Below are 23,662 nucleotides of genomic sequence, written 5' to 3' on the forward strand. Positions count from 1 at the left end.
ACGTATTAAAACCACCATGGATGCCCCATGCGACTACGCAATTTGATTATTTTGACTGTGATTGTGCCGCTGTTTGTCATCCTGGTGGTTTTTAGCTTAGTGGCAATCAAGTCGCTCGAAGATAACGTACGCTCAAAGCTACAAACGGAAGTTGAGATTATTACCCGTACGCTGAGCTCGTCGCTCAGCTACGCGGTTACGCCAGATAGCAATACGCCGCTTGAAGAAGCGTTACAGTCGGCGTTCTCCTTCCATCGAATTTACGGTGCCTATGTATTCGATACCCAAGGTCGCGATATTTACGGGCTGGGCCTAGGCAAAGATATTTTCAGCCGTGAAGAGATTCAACAAATCATTGAGCGCGATGACTTATATAGCAACTATCGCCAACACGATGGGTGGAATTACTACTCTGCATTGACACCCTTGCGCTCACAAGATGGCACTGTATATGGGGTACTGCAGGTTAATCGGCTAAATACCGGTATTGAGAACTACACGGGTTTTATCAGTATTGTGGCCGTGTTGGTGTTTGTGATTGGCGCCGCCGGAATCGTGTTTAGTATTTGGTGGGGGTTTCGCCGCCATATCGAGCGCCCGCTTAACCGGCTGCTGCACGTAATGCAGTTGGTAGAAAAAGGTGACCGCAGCCAACGCGCCACCGAAGACGGCCCTATCGAATATCGCCACCTTGCCTCCGGTTTGAATGGCATGCTGGATGCGATGGCCGAAAAAGACCAAGAGATCGAAAATCGCCAACGGCGCGAAATTGAGCTTGAAAAGCGCCTGCGCAAATCGAAAAAGCTGGCTGAACTGGGCGTATTGGCAGCCGGCGTTGCCCATGAGATAGGTGCGCCGTTAACGGTGATCAATGGCCAGGCCCAGCGTTTGGCTCGCCGCGATGTGATTGGCGATGACGAACGCGCACGACTAGGGCGTATTCGTGGCGAAGTCGAGCGCATCGTTGAAATTGTGCGCCAGTTGATGGAATTAGGCCGCCAACATAACGTAGAGAAAGGCGAACTGGCGCTTGATCAGCTTATTATGAATGCCAGCGATTTGGTTGAAGACGAGCTGGAGCCACGCAATATTCGTTTAGACATTGAATTACCGTCGCCGACACCCAACTTACTCGCCAACGGCCAACAAATTGTGCAGGTGCTGACCAATTTGCTGCGCAATGCAGCGCAAGCCCCCGAAGTGAACAGAATTCGAGTGCGCGCCCAGCAGCAAGAGCACGAATTAATACTGTGGGTGGAAGATGATGGCCCAGGGATACCCAGTGCCCATCATCACAAAGTGTTCGACCCATTTTTCACCACCAAACCGGTCGGTCAAGGCAGCGGTTTGGGACTCTCTATGGTACATCGCATTATTAACGACCACGGCGGTACGATCGGCGTGTTTGACAGCGCCCTTGGCGGCGCTGGATTTGAAATCACACTACCTATTAGTGAAACCGCATCCGCGTGAGGACAACGTTTGTGACCCAACAGGATCCCCTTTTACCTTTGTTGGTGGTTGAAGATGACGCCGCTATACGTGAGTTATTAGAAGAAGAACTGCAGGATGCAGGCTACACGACGCTCGGCGTACCTAGCGCTGAAGAGGCGATCGCCTTACTAAGCCACACCACCGTCTCACTGGTAATTACCGACGTGCGACTGCCGGGTATGACCGGCATTCAGCTACTCCAGCAGCTCCGCCAAGCAGGCAGTGAGCTGGGCATTATTGTGATTACCGCTTTCGGTACCATCGATCAGGCGGTTGAGGCACTTAAGCTAGGGGCTGACGACTTTTTAACCAAGCCGTTAGACCTTGATGCCATCCGCGATGCCGTATTTCGTGTGCTGGAACGCCAACGCCTGGCGGTTTTCCACGACACGGATATCAGCCATTTCCACGGCATTGTGGGTAAAAGCCAGGTCATGCAGACACTGTTTCATGACGCCTCCCGCCTTGCCAAAAGCGATGCCCCCATTTTGATCTTAGGGGAAAGCGGTACCGGCAAAGAGTTACTCGCCCGCGCCATTCACCAGGAAAGCCCTCGCAATGACCAACCCTTTGTGCCGGTTAACTGTGCGAGCATTCCCGCAGATTTGATGGAGAGTGAGTTCTTTGGTCATGTAAAAGGCGCCTTTACCGGGGCTAATGAGGCGCGCAAAGGGCTCTTTCAAAGCGCTCAGGGCGGCAGCCTGTTTTTAGATGAGATTGGTGAAATGCCCATCAATCTGCAGGCTAAACTACTGCGGGCCTTGCAGGAGAAAACCGTGCGCCCAGTGGGCGGCGAGCGCGAAGAGCCAGTAGATGTCCGCATCATCGCTGCGACTCACCGCAACCTGGAGAAGGAAATCGAGCAGGAGAATTTCCGCAGCGACTTGTTCTACCGTTTGGAAACGTTCTCGCTGCGCATTCCTCCGCTACGCGAGCGCGGTACCGATATTGAGCACCTTGTTTTTGCCCTTATCGACAAGCACTCCGAGGCCCAGGGCAAGCAGATCGAGCAAATCGAGCCAGAAGCGCTCAACAACCTGCTCAACTATGCCTATCCCGGTAACGTTCGCGAACTGGAAAACGCCATCATGCGGGCAGTTACCCTGAGCGAAGATGGCTCGCTCAGCCATAAAGATCTGCCCGAACGGCTGCGCGAACAATCAACGGTGGAAAGCGGTACCCCACTGGTGCCTACCGTCAGTGGCGAAGTGCTGGCAGGGAGCCAGGTGCCCTCGGCAACGCCAATCCGCTGGCCTAGCCTAGAAGAAGTTGAAAAGCGCTATATTAACAAGGTATTAGAAGCAACGGGTGGCAACAAGCGACGCACCGCAGAAGTGCTGGGCATTGCTCGTCGGACGCTCTATCGTCGCCTGGAAGACAGTGAAGAGTAACTACCAGGATACTGATAAGGCGGGATGCGCTAGCTAGAAAACAGACAAAAAAACCCCCGCGGGCGCGGGGGCGGAAAGGATGGCAAATCGTGTGGAGCAGCCGCAGGGAACAAACAGCTGAGGCGATTTACCATCGTAGGGAGCGGTACACTTGCTAAAGACTAGTTACTGGTCGAATTTTCATCCTCTTCTTCAGCGCCAGGCATAGGTTCGGTTCCTTCACCAAAGCCAGGCTCGTCGTCAGGGTTCATAGTGCCCTCTGCGGGCTCGTCCATGGTGTCATCCGGCATGGACTCTTCTGACATAGGATCTTCTGACATAGGATCTTCTGACATCGTTTCTTCAGATTGCGTCATGCTGTTTTCTGCTGCTGGCTCTTCACTTAAGCCTGGATCCTGCTCCATCGCTGACTCTTCACTCATACCCGGTTCCGGCTGAGTGGTGGCATCCTGCTCTAATGGTGAAGGCTCTTCAGCAGGTGGCGCTGTTTCTTCGTTATCACCGCAACCAGCTAACACAATTACACTTGCCGCTGTCGCCATCATGCACAGCGTTAACCAGCGTGGGCGATTGGAAATTTGCTTGCTCTCAATGTGGTCGTGTTGCTTATCCATAATACCCACCTCCATTACTTACGCTGCTTGTTTCTAAACATTTCACTGGAAAAATCGACAGTCAGCTTTCCGTACACGTATACAAGTTATTCACAACACTCTACTTAAACTACAATCACTTTACGTGCCAAAAACATAAAAAACCAATATAAACAATTAATAATCAATGTCTTATAAAACATTAGCAATGCCATTATGTACTTATAGGCAGCCCGCGCGAGTGGGTAAAAAATGACACATGTAGCGTTAATTGCCCCGTTGAGCGAGCCGTTGTGACACACAGGCCCCACCTATGTATAATAATTTTTAATAAATTATCCGACTCAAGCTCTTATTTCTTTATGAATGGCGCAATAACGACACACGCCCATTCAGCTCAACAAAAAGGCATCGCCGATGGACGAGACACGACCCGTCAAAATTAAAGTGCGCGGATTAAGCAAAGTCTTTGGTAAGCACCCACAAAAAGCCATTGAGCTACGTGATCAAGGAATGAAGCGCCCCGAAATTCTGGAGAAATCCGGCCAGACGCTGGGGCTATCCAATATTTCGTTTGATGTCTATGAAGGCGAACTGCTGGTCATCATGGGACTCTCGGGGTCAGGCAAATCGACCTTGATCCGTTGTCTTAACCGTCTAATTGAGACCACCGAAGGTGAGATCATTATCGACGGCGAAAACATCCCGACGCTAAAAGAGAAAGCGTTACTGGAGTGCCGCCGCCGTCACTTCTCTATGGTATTTCAAAATTTCGCGCTATTCCCCCACCGCACTGTGCAGCAAAATGCCGAGTTCGGTTTGGAAATTCGCGGCGTAGAGAAAACAGAGCGCCATAAAATTGCCCATGATGCGCTTAAGCAAGTGGGCCTGGAGGGCTGGGAAGACGCCTACCCGAATCAACTTTCCGGCGGTATGCAGCAGCGCGTTGGCCTCGCCCGTGCTCTGGCAAACGATGCCACCGTACTGTTAATGGATGAAGCTTTCTCAGCACTTGACCCGCTAATTCGCAAAGACATGCAGCAAGAGCTTTTGCAGCTGCAATCCAAAATGCAAAAAACCACGGTCTTCATCACCCACGATCTGGATGAGGCGCTCAACATTGGCGACCGTATCGTGTTGCTGAAAGATGGCGAAGTGGTGCAGATCGGCACGCCGGAAGAGATTCTGACCAAGCCTGCGGATGACTACGTGCGTCGCTTTATCGAAGGCGTTGACCGGGCACGTATCTTGACCGCCGAGAGCGCCATGCGGCCACTGCGCTCCACAGCTCGGGAAAGCGATGGCCCACGCACGGCGCTACACCGCATGCGCGACCATGCTATCGACTCTATTTATGTGGTTGATCGCAACCGCCGCCTTATCGGGCTACTCGAGGCCGATGCCGCCAGCCGGGCCATTGAAGAGGGTGCCGATTCGATTATTCCCTACTTAACCCAGGATTTCCGCAAAGTCCCCATGGATGAGCCACTGCATAACCTGTTTGCCATGTTTAGTGAAAAGAGTTTCCCTATCGCCGTTATTGATAAGCAAGAGCAACTGCTAGGCGTGGTGGTTAAAGGCGCAGTACTCGACGAACTGGCACGAGCAGGAGAGCAATAATGGATATCCCACGCATCCCGCTAGGTGATTGGATTGAAGGCGGCCTGACTTGGTTGACCAGCGAATACTCTTTGGTTACCCGCGGCATCTCTCGTTTCACTCAAACCGGTATCGATGTTTTAAATGACGGCTTGATGTGGTTACCCGAGTGGGCGCTGCTTGGCTTGATCGCCCTGCTCTGCTGGAAGCTGGCGGGCACTCGCCTAGCCATAGGCGCTGCTGCGGGCTTGGCACTGATCTGGAACCTGGGGCTCTGGAACCCGATGATTGAAACGCTCACGCTGGTAGTGTTCGCTACCATGGTGGCAGTCGTCATCGCGTTACCTGTGGGTATTGCCGCGGCGCTGTCTAACCGGCTTTACCGGGTCATTATGCCAATTCTCGACTTTATGCAGACCATGCCAGCATTCGTCTATTTGATCCCGGCTATTCCATTTTTCGGTATTGGCTCGGTGTCGGCGATTTTTGCTACGGTGATCTTCTCGATGCCTCCGGCCATTCGCTTTACCACCCTGGGTATTCGTCAAGTACCGGTGGAGCTGATTGAGGCCGCCGATGCCTACGGCGCTACCCGTGGTCAAAAGCTATTCAAAGTGCAGCTACCGCTGTCACTGCCCACAGTAATGGCAGGTATCAACCAAACGATAATGCTCGCTCTCTCCATGGTAGTCATCGCCGCCATGATTGGTGCAGATGGTTTGGGCAGCGAAGTATGGCGCGCAATTCAACGCTTGCGCCCTGGCGACGGCTTTGAAGCAGGCATCGCGGTGGTCATCCTGGCCATGCTGCTTGACCGCCTGACGCAATCGCTTAGAAAAACCCGGCAATAGCGAAAACGCGCGATAGAGTAAAACAGCAGAAGCGGCTGCGTTGAGCCATTAGCTTGCTAAGTCGCTCTTTGCTTACCATGCTGTGTTTTGCAGCAACCGTGCTCGTTAAACATCATGCACGTTAATAACCAGTACATTTATATTTTAATACACAAGGGAGAAAGTGAATGAAACATCGCACATTGAACCTCCGTATCCGTCTTGCTTCGCTGGCACTGTTAGCAGGTGCTGGTGTGACCGTCAGCAGCGCGGCGCAGGCTGAAGAAGAGAAAGGCATGGTTAACCTGGCCTACGTAGAGTGGTCTTCCGAAGTCGCTTCAACTAACGTGGTCGCTGCAGTACTTGAGCAAGCGGGCTATGACGTCGAGCTAACCTCACTCTCAGCGGCGGCTATGTTCCAGGCGCTCTCCACTGGCGATGCGGATGCCATCGTCGCTGCTTGGTTGCCAACCACTCACGCCGATTACATGGAACGCCTGGGCGATAGTATTGAAGACCTTGGCCCCAACCTGGACGGCACCAAGCTGGGCCTTGTGGTTCCAGAGTATACTGACGTCGACTCGATTGCAGACCTTAACGATAACGCCGACAGCTTTAACGGCGAGATCATCGGTATTGACCCTGGTGCAGGTTTAATGAGCCTCACCGAAGAGGTTGTGGATACCTATGACCTTGAGCTGAATCTGCGTAGTGGCAGCGGTGCCACCATGACGGCGGCACTGTCGAGTGCAATTAATAACGAGGAAGATGTCGTTGTTACTGGCTGGACGCCCCACTGGATGTTTGCCCGCTTTGATCTCAAATATCTAGAAGACCCTGAAAACGTCTATGGCGGTGCAGAGCAGATTCACACCGCAGTTCGCCAAGGCCTGGAAGACGACATGCCAGGAGCCTATGCCATTCTCGACGCTTTCGAGTGGACGCCTGAGCAGATGGGCGAGGTCATGCTGATGAACCAGGAAGATGGCAGTGACCCCTATGAGAACGCGAAGCAGTGGGTTGAAGATAACCAAGATGTAGTAGCAGAATGGCTCGATAGCTAATGCCATTTTGATTAGGTAAGTTGTATTTGTTAGCAATGGTTGGGCTGGGGCTTTCGTAAGCCCCAGCCCAACTGCTTAAGTTTGTACAACCTATTGTTATGAGCACACTACTATAAGCAGTTTGATAGTGTGACAGGTCATTTCGGGAGCTTGACATGTTTAATAACATTATGGTGCCGGTAGACCTTGCCCACCTTGAAGCACTTGAACCCGCATTAAGCGTTGTAGCCGACCTTGCCAAACAATATGACGCCCATATCACCTATGTCAGCGTCACGGCCAATACACCCACAAGCGTCGCCCGCACTCCCCAGGAGTATGCGCAAAAGCTCGAGGCTTTTGCGCAAGAGCGACATAAGGTTCATGGCCAACCGGTAAGCAGCAAGGTATATAGCTCAACAGACCCTATGGCGAATATCGACACACTACTTGAGAAAGCTATTGACGAAGTAGGGGCTGACTTAGTAATGATGGCAACTCACCTGCCGCGGCATTTGGATATTGTCATGCCTTCGCATGGTGGCAAAGTAGCAACCCACACAAACGCCTCTGTCTTCTTAATTCGTCTGGCTCAATAAAACCGCCTTTCGTTTTTAAAATAATTAAGGGAGTAAACTTATGGACAAAACACCGAAAAATGAGCCTGATGAGCCGGTCTCTGAGGGTATACCCGCCCCAGATGGCCCGGCTAACCTGATCGATACCGATTACGTTATCGGCCAAGACAACATCACCACGAATACTATGGGTCTCAATCTTGACCTGCACGGTAAGGTGTTCAGTATATCGGCCGTTATCGTGCTGCTATTTGTGGTGTTAACTCTGGCACTGCAAGAGACCGTCGCACCGATTTATCAAAACATTTTCGATTTCTTGACCGGAAATCTGTCTTGGTTCTTTATTCTAGCGGCGAATATATTCGTCATTTTGTGCATTGGTCTGATCTTCTCTCCTTTAGGTAAAATCCGCATTGGTGGCGCCGATGCCAAGCCTGATTTTACCTATATGGGTTGGTTTTCAATGCTATTTGCCGCAGGCATGGGCATTGGCTTGATGTTTTTCGGCGTTAACGAACCGCTGACGCACTTTGGCACTTCATTTGACGGTGGCAGCTGGGCGCCGCTTGCGGGTGCGGAAGGCAATGCTGCCGGTGCTGAAGCGTTAGCTATGGCCGCAACCATCTTCCACTGGGGCCTGCACCCCTGGGCAATTTACGCTGTAGTGGCGCTTTCACTGGCACTGTTTTCGTTCAATAAGGGCCTGCCGCTATCCATGCGTTCTGTGTTCTACCCCATTTTGGGTGAGCGCGTATGGGGCTGGCCAGGCCACGTGATTGATATTTTGGCAGTGTTTGCCACTTTATTTGGTTTGGCTACGTCCCTTGGTTTAGGGGCAACCCAAGCAGCAGCAGGCCTCACTTACCTGTTTGGTGCGCCGGAAAGTGATATCACCATGATCCTGTTGATCATCGGTATTACGATGATCGCCATCGGCTCAATCGTGGCAGGCGTTGATAAGGGCGTACAGCTGCTCTCCAAAATCAATATTATTCTTGCGGCAATGCTACTTTTCTTTGTGATTGCTGTTGGCCCTACCCTGATGATTGCCACGGGCTTCTTTGAAAACCTTTGGAACTATGCGGTTCATCTACCTGCGTTATCGAATCCTTTTGGTCGTGAAGATGCCAACTTCAGCCAGGGCTGGACAGCCTTCTACTGGGCCTGGTGGATCTCCTGGTCTCCGTATGTCGGTATGTTTATTGCGCGGGTATCCCGCGGTCGTACAGTGCGTGAATTTCTGGTCTCGGTGATGCTGGTGCCGTCCACTGTATCAGTACTATGGATGACCACGTTTGGTGGCACAGCCATTGATCAGTACGTCAGCCAAGGCATTGAGGCCGTTCGCGATGCAGGCGTTGATCTGCAGCTATTCATAATGCTCGAGCAGCTGCCGTTATCACAAATCACCTCATTCGTGGCCATTGTGCTAGTCATCGTGTTCTTCGTGACGTCGTCTGACTCTGGCTCGTTGGTGATTGACTCCATCACCGCTGGCGGTAAGGTCGATGCACCGACGCCACAGCGCGTTTTCTGGGCGATCATTGAAGGCGCGATTGCCATTGCGCTACTGCTAGGCGGTGGCCTAACAGCGCTGCAAACCATGGCTGTTTCTACCGGCTTCCCGTTCACCATCATTCTGCTAGTGGCCTGCTATGCCATTATCAAGGGGTTGATGAGCGAACCTAAAGCCGTCTAGCGATGCTTTGAACCGACCATGGTTTTAAACCAATCATAAGTTTAAAGCTTGCTGGTACTGTTCAAATTTAGCTAGTAAACGGGCAACCCAATGGGTTGCCCGTTTTTGTTGGTATGTCGACAGCTAAGCATCAACACCAAATATCTTTCAATGGCGTTTCAGGTCGATAATGGGTGGCTATTTGCGCCTGCAATAGCTCTGCGGTGGCCAATGCATCCACCAGGGCATGATGTCCTTGATAAGGGGGCAAGCCATAGCGCTCACGACTCGCATGCATACGGATGGAAACCGGTGGGCGACCCAGCCAGCGGCGGAACCGCGCCCATAGGGTTTGGCGGTGCATCCGCGCTTCCAGCGACATGGTATCAATCATCGGAAACAGCACTCCTTCCCCACGTCGGGCTTTGACAGCTGCATTCAAAAAAGGCCGTTCAATATTGCGAAAATGAACGACCACTAGGCGACCTGCTAGCTGGGCCAGCAGTTCGTCCAGTATCGCATCTAAGTCCGGCGCCTGGGCGATCTCTGAATGGGTAATGTGGTGGTAGGTAATTGAGGCTTCTGCTAGCGGCCGCGAAGGGTTCACTACCCAATAGCGCCGCTCAGCCAATTTGATACGATTTAACGTGAAGGGCACGAGGCCAATACTAACAATCGCATGGCGCCTCTCATCCAGCCCAGTGGTTTCCATATCCAGCGCCACCATGGGCACCTCAGAAATGGGCGTTTCAGGATCAGGCAACGGCGTACCAAAGAATTGCTGAAGGGCAGGATTTTTCGCTTGTTGCGCTCGTTGGGCCATATAGCCCTTCCAATCGGCCTGGACGATTTTTTGACGTGGGCGTATACCGCGCATCTTAGCGCCCCTGCCGTTGTGCAGGCATGGGATAGCGGAACTTGAGGAATTTTTGCGCGTTGCTAAGCACTTGGAAAGCGTCTTTCAGGGTGTGGCGTTCGCTGTCCGCCACGTTTTCGGGCTCGATATTGTTATCCGGCAGGCGATCCTCTTGTAGGTCAATCATTTGATGGCGAATCCGCGACATGCATAAAAACTCAAACGCATAACTTAGCTTGTCGCTCATGCCGGTCGCCAATAGTTGGGTCTTACTGATGTCATTCAAGCGCTGAAAGGAGTTCTGCGCTTTGGAACCGCAGGCCAAAGCGTGAATACGCACCAAATCCACCATCGGCGCAGTTCCCCGGCGCTTCAAGTTGATCGAGTTGTTGTGCTTGCCATCTTGCTCCATCACAAAGGTACGGAAAAACCCCAGCGGTGGCGTACGGTTTAAGGCATTGCGCGCCATGGCGGCTAAAAACAGCGGTGATTTTGGCGCTGTCTCGGCAATCAAATCTTGCAGCGTTTCCACATAAAGGTCTTCGCCATAGCAACTATCCAGGTCAAAGAAAATCGAGCTGTGCAGCAGCCGTTCAGGCGTGGGATTGGCCATCCAATCCTGAAAATACCCCTTCCAAACGCTGAGCGGCTGACGCCACTGAACGTTGGTCGCCATAACGTCACCTTTGCAGTAGGTGTAACCGCAGGCATCTAAGCCATCGCTGACAATTTTTGCCAGGGCGTAAAAGTAGTCGTCATGCTCTTCGGGATTAAACTCGTCGGAGAGGATCAGCGCATTATCCTGGTCAGTGACGATGCTCTGCTCATTGCGGGCCATTGAGCCATTCACCATAAAACAATAAGGCACCGGCGGGGGGCCAAGTTCTGCTTCAGCCATTTCCAGCAACCGTCGAGTAAAGCTGCGTCCGATCGTGGAAAGGGCGCTACCCACCATCTGCGAGTTAGCGCCCTCTTGCACCATACGCACAAACGCCGCGCTCACATCCGGCGCCAAGCGTGCCAGCCCCTGGGCGCTGGACTGATTAAAAATATTGCTGACCAGATAGAGACCACTGTGGGTCTCGTAGCGAATAATGTCGGAGAGATGCACTACGCCCACAGGGCGCTGACGATAGAGCACAGGCAGGTGATGCACGTTACTGCGCAACATCGTCAGCATCGCTTCATAAACAGAGGCGTCAGACTGGATAGTAATTAGCCGCGAGGAAATCACTTCACCGACGGAGGTTTGTGGCGATAGCCCCTCGGCCACAATGCGGGTACGAAAATCACTATCGGTTAAAATACCGCACATCTGCCAAGTTTGGCCTTCGCTATCTTTAAAACTGTAGCGCGGGTTATCGCTCCCCTCTTTTATTACCAGCAGGGCGGAGGCTTGAGCCTCGCTCATTTGCTGCGCGGCGTGCTGAACGCTGGTAGACGTTTCCACCATTACTGGATAGCGGGTTAGCAGCTTGCGTATCCGCGTCACCATCATGTCGTTGGATTTCTTTTGCTGCTCGGCAGCGCTCTCAAGCCGCGGTCGCTCCAACTCGACAAAATCCGCAAAATGGTCATCCTCCTCGCACAATCGCAGGAAGACCGCCTTGGGAATAAAATAGATCAGGGTATCTTCGATCGCCTGGGCTGGGAAACGCACCTTATGGTTACGCAAGAGGCTGAAGTGACCGAAAATATCGCCTTCGCCCAGGCGGTTATACAGCTCGCCCTGACTACGATAAACCTCCACAGCGCCACTGCGGATATAGCAAAGATCATTGAGCATCTCGTTAAGCGTTAATATGCTGCTACCTGTTTTGAAGTAGCTCACTTCCACCTGCTCAGCAATGGCATCAAGGAGATCATCCGACAGCCCATCAAAAGGGGGAAACCGTCCCATATGTTGGCGTATTTCTAACAGTTCGACATCCATACGGACTCCTTGGTGTTGCCGGTCAATAGGCGGGATAATCAACGCATAATCTAAAGTGTGGCGGGAAGGCTAAGTTAGGTAAACCCCACTAAGGATAATAAAACTAACCGTAGGCCAATCGGCTCACAAAAAAAGCCCGGTGCAGTCATGCACCGGGCTTTGGTGGCCGAAACCATACTAATATTAACGTTGCTAAATAAAGGTTGCTATATTAGCCAGACCAAATTAGCAAAAACACATCAGCCACTTTTAGCAGTATGACTTATGACTGGTTAGCCATTTCCTGCACACGCTGCATCATTTCCGGATCTTGCTGAATGGATTGACCAATAGCGTTGAAGGTATCAACATCTAGGCCGCTGTCTTCGACCACTTCGATCATGCGGTCGTTAGCTTCGGTGCGCACTTCCTGTTGCGCTGATTCATCTTCCGCTTCCTGCAGACGCTGGGTATATTCCTGAGAAATAACCGCAATTTCTTGAGAAGCATCGGCAAACTGCTGGAGCTGGTCGTCAGAAAAATCCTGGGCAGGAGCTTGCTGGGTTGCCATTGGATCTTGTGCAGCGCCTTGCTGCTCTTCCTGGGCGTGGGCGGTGGCCGTCATCAAACCGGTCGCGAGCAGAGCAGCGGAGAACAGAGCAGTCATACGTTGCATAGAAGAAACCTCAATATTGCGTTGTGTATGTGCCCTCTGTGACGCGCCATGCTCAAGCAGGTTCAATCTTTTATGTAAAAGCTAGTAACAAAAAGAACTAAATGTATCTAAAAGACGAATTAAACACGCCACCTCGGAAATAATATGTCTAGCATATTCAGCAAGTTACGTAAAAACGACTTACCTTCAGCAGGGCTTGCCGCCATGCCCGCACTTTTTGTTCTGCTTTGGAGCACTGGCTTTATTGGTGCAAAGTTCGGCCTGCCTTACGCAGAACCTTTTACGTTTCTGTTTATTCGCTTTGTACTCACGCTACTGCTACTGACTCCGCTGGTCGTCGTGATGCGGATACCTTGGCCCTCATCACCCAGGCTATGGACACATATCGCCATATCAGGCTTTCTAGTTCATGGTGCTTACTTAGGTGGCGTCTTCTATGGCATTTACCTGGGCATGCCCGCCGGTTTAGCGGCCTTACTGGTGGGGCTGCAGCCGCTTCTGACCGCCGCCTTCGCTGGCCCACTGCTGGGTGAGCAGCTCTCCTGGCGCCAATGGACAGGGCTAGCGCTGGGCCTGATAGGTATCAGTTTAGTCCTCGGCAGTAAGCTTGAGCTGGGTGAGTCGCTGTTTGACGGCTTCGGGATTAGTGCTCTGCTGTGTGTCACCGCCGCGTTAATGGGGATTTCGCTGGGTACGCTCTATCAGAAAAGATACTGCACCAGCATGCCGCTGCTTTCAGGGGCGGTGATTCAGTACTTAGCAGCGGGCGCTCTGCTGGGCGTTGGAGCCCTGCTTTTTGAGTCCCGCCAGGTGGAATGGAGCAGCACCTTTGTGCTGACCCTGGGCTGGTTGGTGTTGATTCTCTCAATTGCAGCTATTCTGTTACTCATGGCCTTGATTAAAAAGGGGGAAGCCTCGCGTGTAGCGAGTCTTTTTTATCTTGTGCCGCCAGTCACGGCGCTTCAGGCGTGGTGGCTCTTTGACGAACGCCTTCCCTTGTTAGGGCTTGTGGGTATGTTGGTGGCCATCACTGGGGTAGTGATGGTGATACGGAAACCCGGCCCTAAGGCGAGTAGACGATGACCCGATTTTTATAATCGGTCGATAATTTTATTCCAGGGCTTGGCTAAACATGTCAGCACAACACCACTGTGCCAGGGTGAACGGACACTGTAACCGTTGCAATTCTCCGGTACCTTTTGCATTCACGATGGTGTTTCAACCGATCATCAATTGGGGGCGATAACGACAAGTGCTACCAAGCCATACTGCATAGCCTGGTGGCACTAGCAAAAACCTTGGGAACTCAGCTAATTGCTGAAGGTGTTGAAACCCGTGAGGAATCACGCGGCCTGCTGCCCTTGGGTCTTCCCATGTAGCAGGGCTATTACTTCTCCTATCCCAATCTGGAAGCACTCGCGGAAATTGACGACGCTAAATACGAATAGCGTGGCTAAAAATAGCTATATAAAAATAGCTATAGATGTTGCAAATAATCAGCCCCACCTAAGTTACGCATCTGCTGGCGAATCCACTGACTTCGCCGCTCAACCTGGGCATCGGGGCGTGCGGCGCTGCGCGTCAGCGGGCTGGGTAAGATAGCCGCGAGAAGACTTGCCTGGCGCTCAGTTAACGAAGCTGAAGAGACGCCAAAATAGTGCTGAGCAGCGGCTTCTAGGCCAAACACACCGCGATCCCACTCGGCGACATTGAGATAGACCTCTAAAATACGCTGCTTGCTCCAGAGTATCTCGATCAGTAGCGTAAACCACGCTTCTAGCCCCTTCCGCGTCCAGCTGCGACCTGTCCACAGAAAAACGTTTTTAGCCGTTTGTTGGCTCAAGGTACTGGCACCGCGCAGTCGTCCGCCGTCCCGACTAGCCTGCAATGCGCGGCGCAGTTCGACCAGATCAAACCCGCCGTGGTGTGGAAAGCGCTGATCCTCCGCGGCAATCACTGCCAGCTTAGCGTTCACCGAGAGCGAGTCCCAGCCTCGCCACTCGCGCTGTATACGAATCGGATCGCTGTGGATCCAGCTCTGAATTTTGCGCTCGACCATCACCATCGACCCCGGTGGTGGAACGACTCGAAACAGCAAGACCAGCGCGACCGACAACAGTACAAACGCTAAAACGCCGCGCCATACAATCCGCCATAGCAGACGCATAAAACGGCGCAGCAAGCGATTGAGCATCCCGTTATCCTTAACGCTTCATGAGGTGATCTGCATGATAGCGCAGATGATCCTCAATGAACGAGGCAATGAAGAAGTAACTGTGATCGTAGCCCGGCTGGCGGCGCAGCGTTAACGGATGATCATGCTCTTCGCAAACGGCTTCTAAACGCTCTGGCTTAAGCTGCTCCTCCAGGAATTGATCCGCTTCGCCCTGGTCGATAAACAGGCGCTGGCGTGATGCGCCGTTGGCCACCAGCTCACAGGCATCGTACTGACGCCAGCGGGACTGATCGTCCCCCAAGTAGGCGTTAAACGCCTGCTGCCCCCAAGGGCAGTTCATCGGGTTGACCACTGGAGAGAAGGCCGACACAGAGCGGAAACGACCTGGATGACGCAGCGCCAGGATCAATGCTCCGTGCCCACCCATCGAGTGTCCGCTAATAGATTCGCGCCCATTGACCGGGAAGTGCTGACGCACCACGGAAGGCAGCTCCTCAATCACATAGTCATACATGCGATAGTGGGGCTTCCAGGGTGACTCGGTAGCATTGACGTAAAACCCAGCCCCAGAGCCTAAATCATAGCTTTCATGCTCGCCGGGCAAGTCGGTGCCCCGTGGGCTGGTATCAGGGCAAACAATCGCCACGCCCAGCTCAGCGGCAATACGGTGAGCGCCCGCTTTCTGCATGAAATTTTCGTCATTACAGGTCAGCCCCGAGAGCCACCACAGCAGCGGTACGCGCTCGTTTTCCGCCTGGGGTGGTAAGTAAACGGCGAAGATCATGTCGCAGTCCAGCGCACGGGAATAGTGGCGGTAGCGCTTATGCCAGCCCCCGAAACTACGGTTGGCAGACACCAGTTCTAGAGTTTCACTCATGCTCATGGGCAGGTTCCTTTAAATACAGCAAACGCGGCAGGTCTACCCTACCGCGTTTTAGCGTTTCAAACGTGCTTTCTATACTACTTAATAATGCTAGGCCTAGTAATGCAGCACGGTACGAATGCTCTTACCCGCATGCAGTAATTCAAACGCTTCGTTGATCTTTTCGAATGGCATATCGTGGGTAATGAAATCGTCGATATTGATTTCGCCGTTCATATAACGATCAACGTAGCCCGGCAGCTCGCTGCGTCCTTTTACGCCACCAAAGGCGGAGCCTTTCCAGACCCGCCCGGTGACCAACTGGAATGGCCGTGTGGAGATCTCTTCACCGGCTCCAGCGACACCAATGATGATCGATTCACCCCAGCCTTTGTGGCAGCACTCCAGCGCTGAGCGCATCACATTGACGTTGCCGATACACTCAAAGGAGTAGTCAACGCCGCCATCGGTCAAATCGACAATGACCTGCTGGATTGGATCTGAATACTCTTTGGGGTTCACAAAATCAGTGGCGCCAAACTGCTTGGCCAGCTCAAATTTATCAGCGTTGACGTCGATAGCAATAATACGCCCCGCCTTGGCCATGACCGCGCCTTGGATGACGGCCAAACCGATAGCCCCGAGACCAAACACCGCCACCGTGGCGCCCGGCTCTACTTTAGCGGTATTGAGCACCGCACCGATGCCGGTGGTCACGCCGCAGCCCAGTAGGCAGATTTTATCCATGGGTGCTTCTTTAGAAACCACCGCCAGGGAGACTTCAGGCAACACGGTGTACTCGCTGAACGTGGAGGTGCCCATATAGTGATGAAGCATTTTACCCTCGAGTGAAAAACGCGAGGTACCGTCAGGCATGACCCCTTTACCTTGGGTAGCACGCACGCTGCCACACAGGTTGGTTTTGCCCGACAAACAGAATTTACACTTTCCACACTCAGCGGTGTAAAGCGGAATAACATGGTCGCCTGGCTTAAGGCTGGTAACGCCCTCGCCGACTTCCTGTACAACGCCAGCACCTTCATGGCCCAACACGGCAGGGAAGTTACCTTCGGGATCAGCACCGGAGAGCGTGTAAGCATCGGTATGGCAAACGCTTGTCGCGGCCATTTTAACCAGCACTTCCCCCGCCTTCGGGCCTTCGACATCAATCTCGACCAGTTCAAGCGGCTTACCCGCTTCCAATGCAACAGCTGCGCGTGACTTCATTTTGACTCCTAAATGTTCATTACTTCAAAAACAAAAACTAAGGCGTTACTCGTCAGTAGCCACTGGGCCAAATTCAATCGGCAGCCAGCGATAGCCTTCTTCATCTTTTACGATATGACCAATGCCGGGAAATGGCATGTGGGCACCGGCGACCCAGTGCTTATCTTCAACCGCGCTTTCGAGCACTTCTTCTCGAGTGCGAATGGCTTGCTCGGGGTCTGAGTCAAACTCGATAGCGACAGTGGGATCAGCAAATTGAACGCCGTAGCTGTGTACTACGTCCCCCCATACCAGCATGGCGTCATCATCGCTATTGAGCATAAAGCTTGAGTGTCCGGCGGTGTGGCCATGTGTATCTTGGGCAACAATGCCCATCAGAACTTCATCACCAGCCGTGAAGGGGTTGAAACGATCAGCTTCCTGATAAGGCGCTACCGCGTCTTGAGCCATGGTAAAGAAGGGTTGATTGGCTTCAGGCGCCGCAGCCGCACGCTCCTCATCCAGCCAAAAATCGGCATCCGCTTGGCTGGCACGCAGTTCAGCATTGGGATAAACCGCTTCGCCCTCCTCATTGGCCAAACCACACACGTGGTCAGGATGCAGATGAGTCATCAACACCGTGTCGACATCCTCCGGCGAGTAGCCAGAAGCGCGTAGGTTACTCTCCACCTGACCTAATGAGGGGCCAAAGCAAGCAGCCGAGCCGGCATCGACCAGCACAAGGTTCTCGCCAGTGTGAATAAGAAAGGCATTGACCGCAGTTTGCATGCCACTCTCTGCATCGATAAATAGCGCATCCAAGTGGCGGAGAATCTCTTCTTGCTCCATGCCTTTTAGCAAGGAGGTATCAATAGCCGTATGGCCATCGTATAGCGCGGTTACCTCATACTCCCCAACCATCATGCGAAACCAACCTGGCGCCTGCTCCTGCTGCTGGGCGGGCAGCTCTGCCTGGGCACTGACTGCCCAGCCAGCGCTCACGGCCACTGCTAGCGCACCGCGAGACCACTGAGATAAAGATATAGACATAAGCAAAAGACTCCAGTCATAGGCTAGCGATGCTAGCAGTGTAGGCCAGCTAGGCGCTCTTGATAAACCGGGATACACTCATAAAATTATTGCCACACAGCAACAATCGCTATCAACCCAGGGAGTTAGCATGCAGCACTGGAGCCGTATCGAAGCCTTTGTTGAGGTGGTGCGTTTAGGCACGTTCTCTGCTGCGGCCCGCCACCTGAAGGTATCGACCTCGCATATCAGCCGTTTGGTCAGCCAGCTCGAAAACCAGCTGGGCGTGCAGTTGCTCTATCGTACCACCCGCCAGATACGCTTAACCGATGCGGGCACTATTTACGTGGAACACTGCCGCCATCTATTTGATGGGCTACGCGATGCCGAGCAGGCGCTTAGCGAACTTCAGGCTACCCCCAATGGGCTGCTTAAACTTACCTCGGCCACCACCTTTGGCGAGCGTTTTATCGCACCGCTGGTTAATGACTTCCAGTGTTTGCATCCGCAGCTGGATGTTCACATGCACTTCACTAACCGACCGGTGGAGCTAATTGAAGAGGGCTACGATATTGCCATACGGATGGGGGTGTTGAAGGATTCCAGCCTGATCGCCAGACGGTTATGCGACCGCCGCGAGTATATCGTCGGCTCACACAGCTACTTTCGCCAAGCGCCACGCCCGCATACGTTGAGCGAGCTTAGCCAGCACCGCTGCTTGATTGGCTCACGGCCCAACTGGCTGTTTGAAGTCAACGGTCAACGACGCGAGGTGCGCGTAGAAGGGCGCTGGAGCGGTAATTCTGGCCCTGCTTTATTAGATGCTGCACTTAAAGGGCTCGGCCTTGCACAACTGCCCGACTATTACGTAGCGCCCTACTTGGCCAGCGGTGAGCTGGTGGCCGTGCTTGAGCCTTTTCAGCACCACGATACCGCTGTCTGGGCGGTATACCCTCGCCACCGTCACCTGTCGCCCAAAATCCGCCAGCTGGTCGACTACCTAGTCACCAATATTGACAGCTTACTGCCTCCTAATCCGCTGGCCTAGCACTTGATGACCTAGCACTCAATGGCATTGACGGCGAGCCCGCCCTTGGATGTCTCTTTATACTTATCCTGCATGTCACGGCCAGTATCGCGCATGGTGCGGATCACTTTATCCAGCGATATAAAGTGTTCTCCATCGCCGTGCAGCGCCATTCTTGCAGCGTTTATAGCTTTGACGGAGGCGATCGCATTGCGCTCGATGCAGGGCACTTGGACAAGCCCGCCGACCGGGTCGCAGGTCAAACCAAGGTTATGTTCCAAGCCGATCTCAGCGGCATTTTCCACCTGCCCAGGTGAGCCGCCTAGCACTTCGGCAAGCCCTGCGGCTGCCATAGCACAAGCGGAGCCAACTTCGCCCTGACAGCCCACTTCAGCACCAGAAATGGAGGCGTTCTTTTTGCATAAAATGCCTACGGCCCCGGCGGTAAGCAGAAAATCCACCACATCAGCTTCGCTAGCGTCGGGTTCAAACTTCAAGTAGTACGCTAATACGGCGGGCACGATGCCTGCTGCGCCGTTGGTCGGCGCAGTGACCATCCGCCGCCCGGCGGCGTTCTCTTCATTTACTGCCAACGCAAACACGTTAACCCAATCCATTACGGTAAAACTCGACACGATCAGACGCTGATTTTCCGGTGGATGAAGCAACTGCTGGTGGAGCAGTTGCGCACGGCGGCGCACATTTAATCCACCGGGCAAATGGCCTGTAGCGCGTAGGCCATTCTCAATGCTATCGCTCATGGCGTGCCAGATGGTCAGCAGCTCTTCACGAATGGCCGATTCGCTACGCCAGGCTTTCTCGTTTTCTAACATAAGCTGGCTAATACGCAGTTGATGCTGCCGGCATAGTGCGAGTAGTTCGGCCGCCGTATTGAAGGGGTAAGTCAGTTCAGTAGCATCTTCACCGACCTCGCCTTGATCTGCCTTCGCTTGATCGACATAAAAACCGCCGCCGAGGGAGTAAAACGTATTGGTCGCCACTAGCGCGTCATCACAATAGGCGCTCAGCACCATGGCATTGGGATGGAACGGCAAACAGGCCTCATCCCATTCGACATCGTTATGAGCGTCAAAAGCGATCTGTTGGCCATTGGCCAACAACAGCGGCTCGCCTTCGGCAAGTTGTTTTAACCGCGACGTAATCGTGTCTGGATCGATACTTTCTGGTGCTTCGCCCATCAGCCCCATGATGACGGCTTGATCGGTACCGTGGCCCACCCCGGTGGCGGCAAGTGACCCATGAAGCCTTACCACCAGCCGGGTAACGCGGGTATCGCCAAGCGCCAAGGCAAAATCTCGCGACGCGCGCATCGGGCCCACAGTATGGGAACTCGATGGCCCGATGCCAATTCGGAAAAGATCAAACACACTAATAGCCATGCCTGTTACGCCTCACAACGCTGTTATTCCCTGCGGTATGTTGATTGTGATGGATTCACAGTTCGCAGGTCGAGCAAAATGTCAGCAAGTTATAACGTCTTAAAGACTTATTCTGCAGCCCCCATTTTAGGCTATTTCAGCCGACTGTATGCTATCACTAGCCTCCAAAATCACTCTTTACAAAATGCGCCCCCTCCTTTGCATCTTACCCACAACCGCTGGGTTGGTCGGACAACACTCGAAACGGGGAGATAACCGGTTCGGTGTCGCTCCACCCAGGAAAAAAGCAGGAAATAGAGCGTAATAAAAGGCCACTTAATTTAGTACGAGGTAGAGAACCCACTTAATCGTCAGAGATATTCACAACCAACTGAAAGAGTAAGCCAGGTTCCATCCTTTGGGCAAAAATTGACCAATCATGAACATGTGCTATTTCCTGACATATAGACAAGCCTAAACCTGCCCCAATATCCCGCCGGTGATCTCCTCGCCAAAAACGAGTAAATAAGAGTGGTAGCTGGCTTTCATCAATGCCACTCCCCCAATCTCTCACCTGAATTTTATTAGAATAAATTGCTATCAGAATAGACGTACCAGCAGGAGCATGTTGTATAGAGTTTTCTAATAAATTTTTCAACAAGGTAAATAGTGCCCCCCTGTCGGCGCGCCATTGGCTTCCGTTACTATAATCCTTTACAACAAAGTTAACTTTCACAGCTTCAGCCATCCGCTGCAAATAACATACTACCTCATTGACTACATATTCAATATCGACAACAATAAAGTTATAGTTATTAAACTCACTCGTTTCAGCCAATAAAAGCAATTGCTGAACCTGGCGAGACATGTAATTAGCGTCATTTAGCAACCAGTTACGCTCTTCTGTTTCTTCCATTAACTCCAGCTGTGTGCGAATTAGCGCCAGCGGTGTCTTTAATTCATGAGCTGCTGTGGAAAGAAATTCTTGTTGTGTGCGATAGCCATGTTCAAGCCTTTCAAGCGTATGGTTAAAACTGATTACTAAAGGAGCAATTTCTGTCGGCAAATTGTTATTTTCAAGCCGAGCCTGCAAAGATCGTGGAGAAATTAACGCAGCCGATTCGGATAGTTCACGTAACGGTTTAAGTGTATGCCGAACAATAAAATGGGCACAGAAAAAAAAGACTAAAAGTAGTACTAAAGAAAATATTACCACCCCACTCCTTACAAAGCGAAAACCAAATGTATCGTGAGAAAAAAACATAAACCGTCTACTTACAGCAAGCTGAACAAACCAGCTTTTCCCGCCATTTTCTGCCTTTGCTGTGGCAGCATCCATTAACACACCTTCATGTTCAAACTTAAAAGGTCCAGTAGTTATTGGATGGGCAATATCAACGGAAGACCAAAATGAAGCTCCTGCAGCAGAATATAATACCACTTTTCCAGATTGATCAATGACTCTGTAAGCTGCTTCCTGCACTAAACTTTCAAACAGCCAAGGATATTCCAGCTCAAGTCCCATTCTTTCTGGAATACCCTCTTTATTGTATAGGATCTCTTGAGCAAAATTCTTAGCAAAATCATTTACATCAGTTTCTGAAAAGATACTATTCTTGAAAAAATATACAGCATCCAGCACGAAAACAATGAGACTAATGCTCAGTATCATGCTAACAAAAAAAGCCAGCAAAGTTTTAAAACTGATACTATTTAGTTTTTTTTCTATCCTGAAGCGCATAGCCGATGCCTCTTCTATTCACTATCCATTGCTGTGAACCAATGGCTAGCAATTTACGCCGAATCCGGTGCAAAGTAACATCCAGCGCATTGGGTGTAACGGCTTCGCTTAACCCCCAGCCAGCAGCTTCCAGTGCACTGTGGCGTACCGACTCTTTATACCTATGCACCAGCAGTAACATTATTTGCATTTCAGCCTGGGCCAAAATTTCGCATTTATCTCCACAACAAATAAGGCTATCAGCCGGTCGTAACGTTAAATCGCCGCACTGAGGCTCCAGTGTGCGGGTTTCTACAGGGCGGCGCAGCAGCGCTCGCACCCTTGCGACCAGCTCTTCCATTGCAAATGGTTTGGCAAGGTAATCATCCGCTCCGGCGTCTAGGCCCTCCACTCGGTCATGTAATTCTGTGCGTGCTGTCAGCACCAAGCAGGGAATGGCATTGCCTGCCGCGCGCAAATGCTGCAACAACGATAAGCCATCACCGTCTGGGACGCCTCGATCGATCACCAATGCTTGATAAGGAACTTGCTGTAAAGCAGCAATCGCGTGATCAATGCGGCTGAATACATCAGCGACGATACCGGCCATTGCTAGCCCTTTACATATCAACCGCGCCAAGCGCTCATGATCTTCAAGCAGAAGTATACGGTTCATCAGAAACGGTAGAGATAACCAAGCGCTATAGAACTCTCGGTTGAACTATCAACCAAAGGGCTGTCTTTAATTTCTGAGGCTAGGCTTGTTATGCCAACATCAAGAAGCACAAAATGTTTTTGCTCGAACACATAGCCTCCAAGTACGCCTACTTCGACATTGAAACCGGTTTTACCATTGTAGTAGCCACGACCAACTGTCACTTCATTTTTACGCACGCCATAGTAGTAGTCGATATAATGACTATCTAGCCAATTAGCAGTTAGACGAGGTGTCAACATAAAATTTTCTTTAAAAAGCCACGTTTTTTCTATAGCTAAATTAAAGCTGCTGCCTTTACTATCACCAGCGGCTTCAGTGGCAAATTCAGCGCTAATATCAGCAAAGCTATTTTGCCACTCTGTTTTAAAGCCTGCCCAGAAGCCACCATCACGACCTTCCATACCATCCAGAATGTGTGCATCTCCTTCTTCGTAACCAAGGAAATCATACCTTCCGAAAATACTGAAATTAAACTCATTTGAATCACTAAACTCATAACTGGGCAGCTTAAGCGCAAGTTCAGGCCCTGAAAGCTGAATATACCTATTTTCAAATGCCACTATCGGCAATGGCATAATATCACTATCCATACCAGTATAAGCCTCTTGGCTACTGACGACTCCCAATCCGATCTCCCAGAATGAATCGTCATCTGCCTGTTTGCCAGTAGCGAGCGCCGTCAGAGGTAGGGCTAGGCCAATAATAGTTAGCGTAGAAGCTGCACGACGGATAGCTGCTGTATCGAGACAACGCGCTGCTGTGAATGATGACTGCATAAGGAGCCTCTTTGCATTTTTCTCTGTTCCCCAAAAGGCAGTATTCATCATCTGACTTACATGAAACTTACTGAAAAAAAACTCCTCATTTAAGCCAGGCTTGTCGTCGCCACTCATGT

Annotated in this window: 21 protein-coding genes; 9 read left to right on the top strand and 12 right to left on the bottom strand. The window is 51.8% G+C overall.

Annotated features, from left to right (window positions below; translation table 11 throughout):
• Window positions 1-27 precede the first annotated feature (27 nt).
• A complete protein-coding gene (locus ACW17M_RS15345; RefSeq protein ID WP_022522398.1) occupies window positions 28-1,473 on the top strand; it encodes an ATP-binding protein in 1,446 nt (481 codons plus the stop codon).
• Between the two features lie 11 nt (window positions 1,474-1,484).
• Complete coding sequence (locus ACW17M_RS15350) at window positions 1,485-2,885, top strand: sigma-54-dependent transcriptional regulator (RefSeq protein ID WP_027958616.1); 1,401 nt, start codon at window positions 1,485-1,487, stop codon at window positions 2,883-2,885.
• Window positions 2,886-3,046: 161 nt separating this feature from the next.
• Here ACW17M_RS15350 and ACW17M_RS15355 read toward each other — a convergent pair whose 3' ends face one another.
• Window positions 3,047-3,499 (bottom strand): hypothetical protein, encoded by a 453-nt coding sequence (locus ACW17M_RS15355; RefSeq protein WP_414127484.1) that lies wholly within the window; start codon window positions 3,497-3,499, stop codon window positions 3,047-3,049.
• Between the two features lie 396 nt (window positions 3,500-3,895).
• Here ACW17M_RS15355 and ACW17M_RS15360 point away from each other — a divergent pair, with 396 nt between their 5' ends.
• The 5 genes from ACW17M_RS15360 to ACW17M_RS15380 all read left to right on the top strand — a co-directional run bounded on the left by ACW17M_RS15360 (window position 3,896) and on the right by ACW17M_RS15380 (window position 9,227).
• The gene (locus ACW17M_RS15360) at window positions 3,896-5,098 is read left to right on the top strand and encodes a quaternary amine ABC transporter ATP-binding protein (protein WP_009288359.1); all 1,203 of its coding nucleotides are present in this window, start codon (window positions 3,896-3,898) and stop codon (window positions 5,096-5,098) included.
• A complete protein-coding gene (locus ACW17M_RS15365; RefSeq protein WP_009288360.1) occupies window positions 5,098-5,928 on the top strand; it encodes an ABC transporter permease in 831 nt (276 codons plus the stop codon). Before ACW17M_RS15360 ends, ACW17M_RS15365 begins: the two co-directional genes overlap by 1 nt.
• A gap of 167 nt (window positions 5,929-6,095) precedes the next feature.
• Complete coding sequence (locus ACW17M_RS15370; protein WP_009288361.1) at window positions 6,096-6,971, top strand: glycine betaine ABC transporter substrate-binding protein; 876 nt, start codon at window positions 6,096-6,098, stop codon at window positions 6,969-6,971.
• Window positions 6,972-7,126: 155 nt separating this feature from the next.
• Window positions 7,127-7,549, top strand: coding sequence for a universal stress protein (locus ACW17M_RS15375; protein WP_027958618.1), 423 nt, complete (start codon window positions 7,127-7,129; stop codon window positions 7,547-7,549).
• Window positions 7,550-7,589: 40 nt separating this feature from the next.
• Window positions 7,590-9,227 carry a BCCT family transporter gene (locus ACW17M_RS15380; RefSeq protein WP_009288362.1) on the top strand — a complete coding sequence of 546 codons (1,638 nt, stop codon included), beginning with the start codon at window positions 7,590-7,592 and terminating at the stop codon, window positions 9,225-9,227.
• A 130-nt stretch (window positions 9,228-9,357) separates the two neighbouring features.
• On the opposite strand, the gene ACW17M_RS15385 is transcribed toward ACW17M_RS15380, so the two are convergent.
• From ACW17M_RS15385 to ACW17M_RS15395, 3 genes are all read right to left on the bottom strand, one after another.
• Window positions 9,358-10,083 (bottom strand): 3'-5' exonuclease, encoded by a 726-nt coding sequence (locus ACW17M_RS15385; protein WP_022522392.1) that lies wholly within the window; start codon window positions 10,081-10,083, stop codon window positions 9,358-9,360.
• A gap of 1 nt (window position 10,084) precedes the next feature.
• Window positions 10,085-11,995 carry a DUF294 nucleotidyltransferase-like domain-containing protein gene (locus tag ACW17M_RS15390; protein WP_027958007.1) on the bottom strand — a complete coding sequence of 637 codons (1,911 nt, stop codon included), beginning with the start codon at window positions 11,993-11,995 and terminating at the stop codon, window positions 10,085-10,087.
• A 262-nt stretch (window positions 11,996-12,257) separates the two neighbouring features.
• Complete coding sequence (locus tag ACW17M_RS15395; RefSeq protein ID WP_022522390.1) at window positions 12,258-12,650, bottom strand: DUF4168 domain-containing protein; 393 nt, start codon at window positions 12,648-12,650, stop codon at window positions 12,258-12,260.
• 144 nt (window positions 12,651-12,794) lie between these two features.
• Between ACW17M_RS15395 and ACW17M_RS15400 the strand changes: the two genes are divergently transcribed.
• A complete protein-coding gene (locus ACW17M_RS15400; RefSeq protein WP_400672329.1) occupies window positions 12,795-13,733 on the top strand; it encodes a DMT family transporter in 939 nt (312 codons plus the stop codon).
• A gap of 394 nt (window positions 13,734-14,127) precedes the next feature.
• Here ACW17M_RS15400 and mtgA read toward each other — a convergent pair whose 3' ends face one another.
• The 4 genes from mtgA to ACW17M_RS15420 form a co-directional block, all read right to left on the bottom strand.
• Complete coding sequence (gene mtgA, locus ACW17M_RS15405) at window positions 14,128-14,844, bottom strand: monofunctional biosynthetic peptidoglycan transglycosylase (RefSeq protein ID WP_009288686.1); 717 nt, start codon at window positions 14,842-14,844, stop codon at window positions 14,128-14,130.
• Between the two features lie 10 nt (window positions 14,845-14,854).
• Window positions 14,855-15,709, bottom strand: coding sequence for an S-formylglutathione hydrolase (gene fghA, locus ACW17M_RS15410; protein WP_027958010.1), 855 nt, complete (start codon window positions 15,707-15,709; stop codon window positions 14,855-14,857).
• Between the two features lie 96 nt (window positions 15,710-15,805).
• On the bottom strand, window positions 15,806-16,915 hold the full coding sequence (locus tag ACW17M_RS15415; RefSeq protein ID WP_027958011.1) for an S-(hydroxymethyl)glutathione dehydrogenase/class III alcohol dehydrogenase: 1,110 nt from the start codon (window positions 16,913-16,915) through the stop codon (window positions 15,806-15,808).
• Window positions 16,916-16,960: 45 nt separating this feature from the next.
• Entirely contained in the window at window positions 16,961-17,944 is a 984-nt protein-coding gene (locus tag ACW17M_RS15420) for an MBL fold metallo-hydrolase (RefSeq protein WP_342584388.1), read from the bottom strand.
• 130 nt (window positions 17,945-18,074) lie between these two features.
• Between ACW17M_RS15420 and ACW17M_RS15425 the strand changes: the two genes are divergently transcribed.
• Window positions 18,075-18,971, top strand: a complete 897-nt coding sequence (locus tag ACW17M_RS15425; protein WP_041158816.1) for a LysR family transcriptional regulator — start codon at window positions 18,075-18,077, stop codon at window positions 18,969-18,971.
• An 11-nt stretch (window positions 18,972-18,982) separates the two neighbouring features.
• Here the strand turns inward: ACW17M_RS15425 and ACW17M_RS15430 are convergent, their stop codons facing one another.
• The 4 genes from ACW17M_RS15430 to ACW17M_RS15445 all read right to left on the bottom strand — a co-directional run bounded on the left by ACW17M_RS15430 (window position 18,983) and on the right by ACW17M_RS15445 (window position 23,660).
• The gene (locus ACW17M_RS15430; RefSeq protein ID WP_159177236.1) at window positions 18,983-20,350 is read right to left on the bottom strand and encodes an L-serine ammonia-lyase; all 1,368 of its coding nucleotides are present in this window, start codon (window positions 20,348-20,350) and stop codon (window positions 18,983-18,985) included.
• Between the two features lie 343 nt (window positions 20,351-20,693).
• Entirely contained in the window at window positions 20,694-22,070 is a 1,377-nt protein-coding gene (locus ACW17M_RS15435) for an ATP-binding protein (protein ID WP_190374763.1), read from the bottom strand.
• Window positions 22,039-22,725 carry a response regulator transcription factor gene (locus tag ACW17M_RS15440; protein ID WP_457547741.1) on the bottom strand — a complete coding sequence of 229 codons (687 nt, stop codon included), beginning with the start codon at window positions 22,723-22,725 and terminating at the stop codon, window positions 22,039-22,041. Before ACW17M_RS15440 ends, ACW17M_RS15435 begins: the two co-directional genes overlap by 32 nt.
• Entirely contained in the window at window positions 22,725-23,660 is a 936-nt protein-coding gene (locus tag ACW17M_RS15445; protein WP_190374761.1) for a MipA/OmpV family protein, read from the bottom strand. The genes ACW17M_RS15440 and ACW17M_RS15445 overlap by 1 nt, the downstream gene beginning before the upstream one ends.
• Between the last annotated feature and the right edge of the window lie 2 nt (window positions 23,661-23,662).

Source organism: Vreelandella sp. 2A-K22 (assembly GCF_054065485.1).

Excerpts from the sequence above, each read along its gene's own strand:
- ACW17M_RS15360 (WP_009288359.1), top strand. The coding sequence starts at position 3,896 with ATGGACGAGACACGACCCGTCAAAATTAAAGTGCGCGGATTAAGCAAA.
- ACW17M_RS15425 (WP_041158816.1), top strand. The coding sequence starts at position 18,075 with ATGCAGCACTGGAGCCGTATCGAAGCCTTTGTTGAGGTGGTGCGTTTA.
- ACW17M_RS15355 (WP_414127484.1), bottom strand. The coding sequence starts at position 3,499 with ATGGATAAGCAACACGACCACATTGAGAGCAAGCAAATTTCCAATCGC.
- ACW17M_RS15430 (WP_159177236.1), bottom strand. The coding sequence starts at position 20,350 with ATGGCTATTAGTGTGTTTGATCTTTTCCGAATTGGCATCGGGCCATCG.
- ACW17M_RS15445 (WP_190374761.1), bottom strand. The coding sequence starts at position 23,660 with ATGAGTGGCGACGACAAGCCTGGCTTAAATGAGGAGTTTTTTTTCAGT.
- ACW17M_RS15385 (WP_022522392.1), bottom strand. The coding sequence starts at position 10,083 with ATGCGCGGTATACGCCCACGTCAAAAAATCGTCCAGGCCGATTGGAAG.
- ACW17M_RS15365 (WP_009288360.1), top strand. The coding sequence starts at position 5,098 with ATGGATATCCCACGCATCCCGCTAGGTGATTGGATTGAAGGCGGCCTG.
- ACW17M_RS15400 (WP_400672329.1), top strand. The coding sequence starts at position 12,795 with ATGTCTAGCATATTCAGCAAGTTACGTAAAAACGACTTACCTTCAGCA.
- ACW17M_RS15375 (WP_027958618.1), top strand. The coding sequence starts at position 7,127 with ATGTTTAATAACATTATGGTGCCGGTAGACCTTGCCCACCTTGAAGCA.
- fghA (WP_027958010.1), bottom strand. The coding sequence starts at position 15,709 with ATGAGCATGAGTGAAACTCTAGAACTGGTGTCTGCCAACCGTAGTTTC.
- ACW17M_RS15415 (WP_027958011.1), bottom strand. The coding sequence starts at position 16,915 with ATGAAGTCACGCGCAGCTGTTGCATTGGAAGCGGGTAAGCCGCTTGAA.
- mtgA (WP_009288686.1), bottom strand. The coding sequence starts at position 14,844 with ATGCTCAATCGCTTGCTGCGCCGTTTTATGCGTCTGCTATGGCGGATT.
- ACW17M_RS15420 (WP_342584388.1), bottom strand. The coding sequence starts at position 17,944 with ATGTCTATATCTTTATCTCAGTGGTCTCGCGGTGCGCTAGCAGTGGCC.
- ACW17M_RS15435 (WP_190374763.1), bottom strand. The coding sequence starts at position 22,070 with ATGCGCTTCAGGATAGAAAAAAAACTAAATAGTATCAGTTTTAAAACT.
- ACW17M_RS15345 (WP_022522398.1), top strand. The coding sequence starts at position 28 with ATGCGACTACGCAATTTGATTATTTTGACTGTGATTGTGCCGCTGTTT.
- ACW17M_RS15380 (WP_009288362.1), top strand. The coding sequence starts at position 7,590 with ATGGACAAAACACCGAAAAATGAGCCTGATGAGCCGGTCTCTGAGGGT.
- ACW17M_RS15395 (WP_022522390.1), bottom strand. The coding sequence starts at position 12,650 with ATGCAACGTATGACTGCTCTGTTCTCCGCTGCTCTGCTCGCGACCGGT.
- ACW17M_RS15390 (WP_027958007.1), bottom strand. The coding sequence starts at position 11,995 with ATGGATGTCGAACTGTTAGAAATACGCCAACATATGGGACGGTTTCCC.
- ACW17M_RS15370 (WP_009288361.1), top strand. The coding sequence starts at position 6,096 with ATGAAACATCGCACATTGAACCTCCGTATCCGTCTTGCTTCGCTGGCA.
- ACW17M_RS15440 (WP_457547741.1), bottom strand. The coding sequence starts at position 22,725 with ATGAACCGTATACTTCTGCTTGAAGATCATGAGCGCTTGGCGCGGTTG.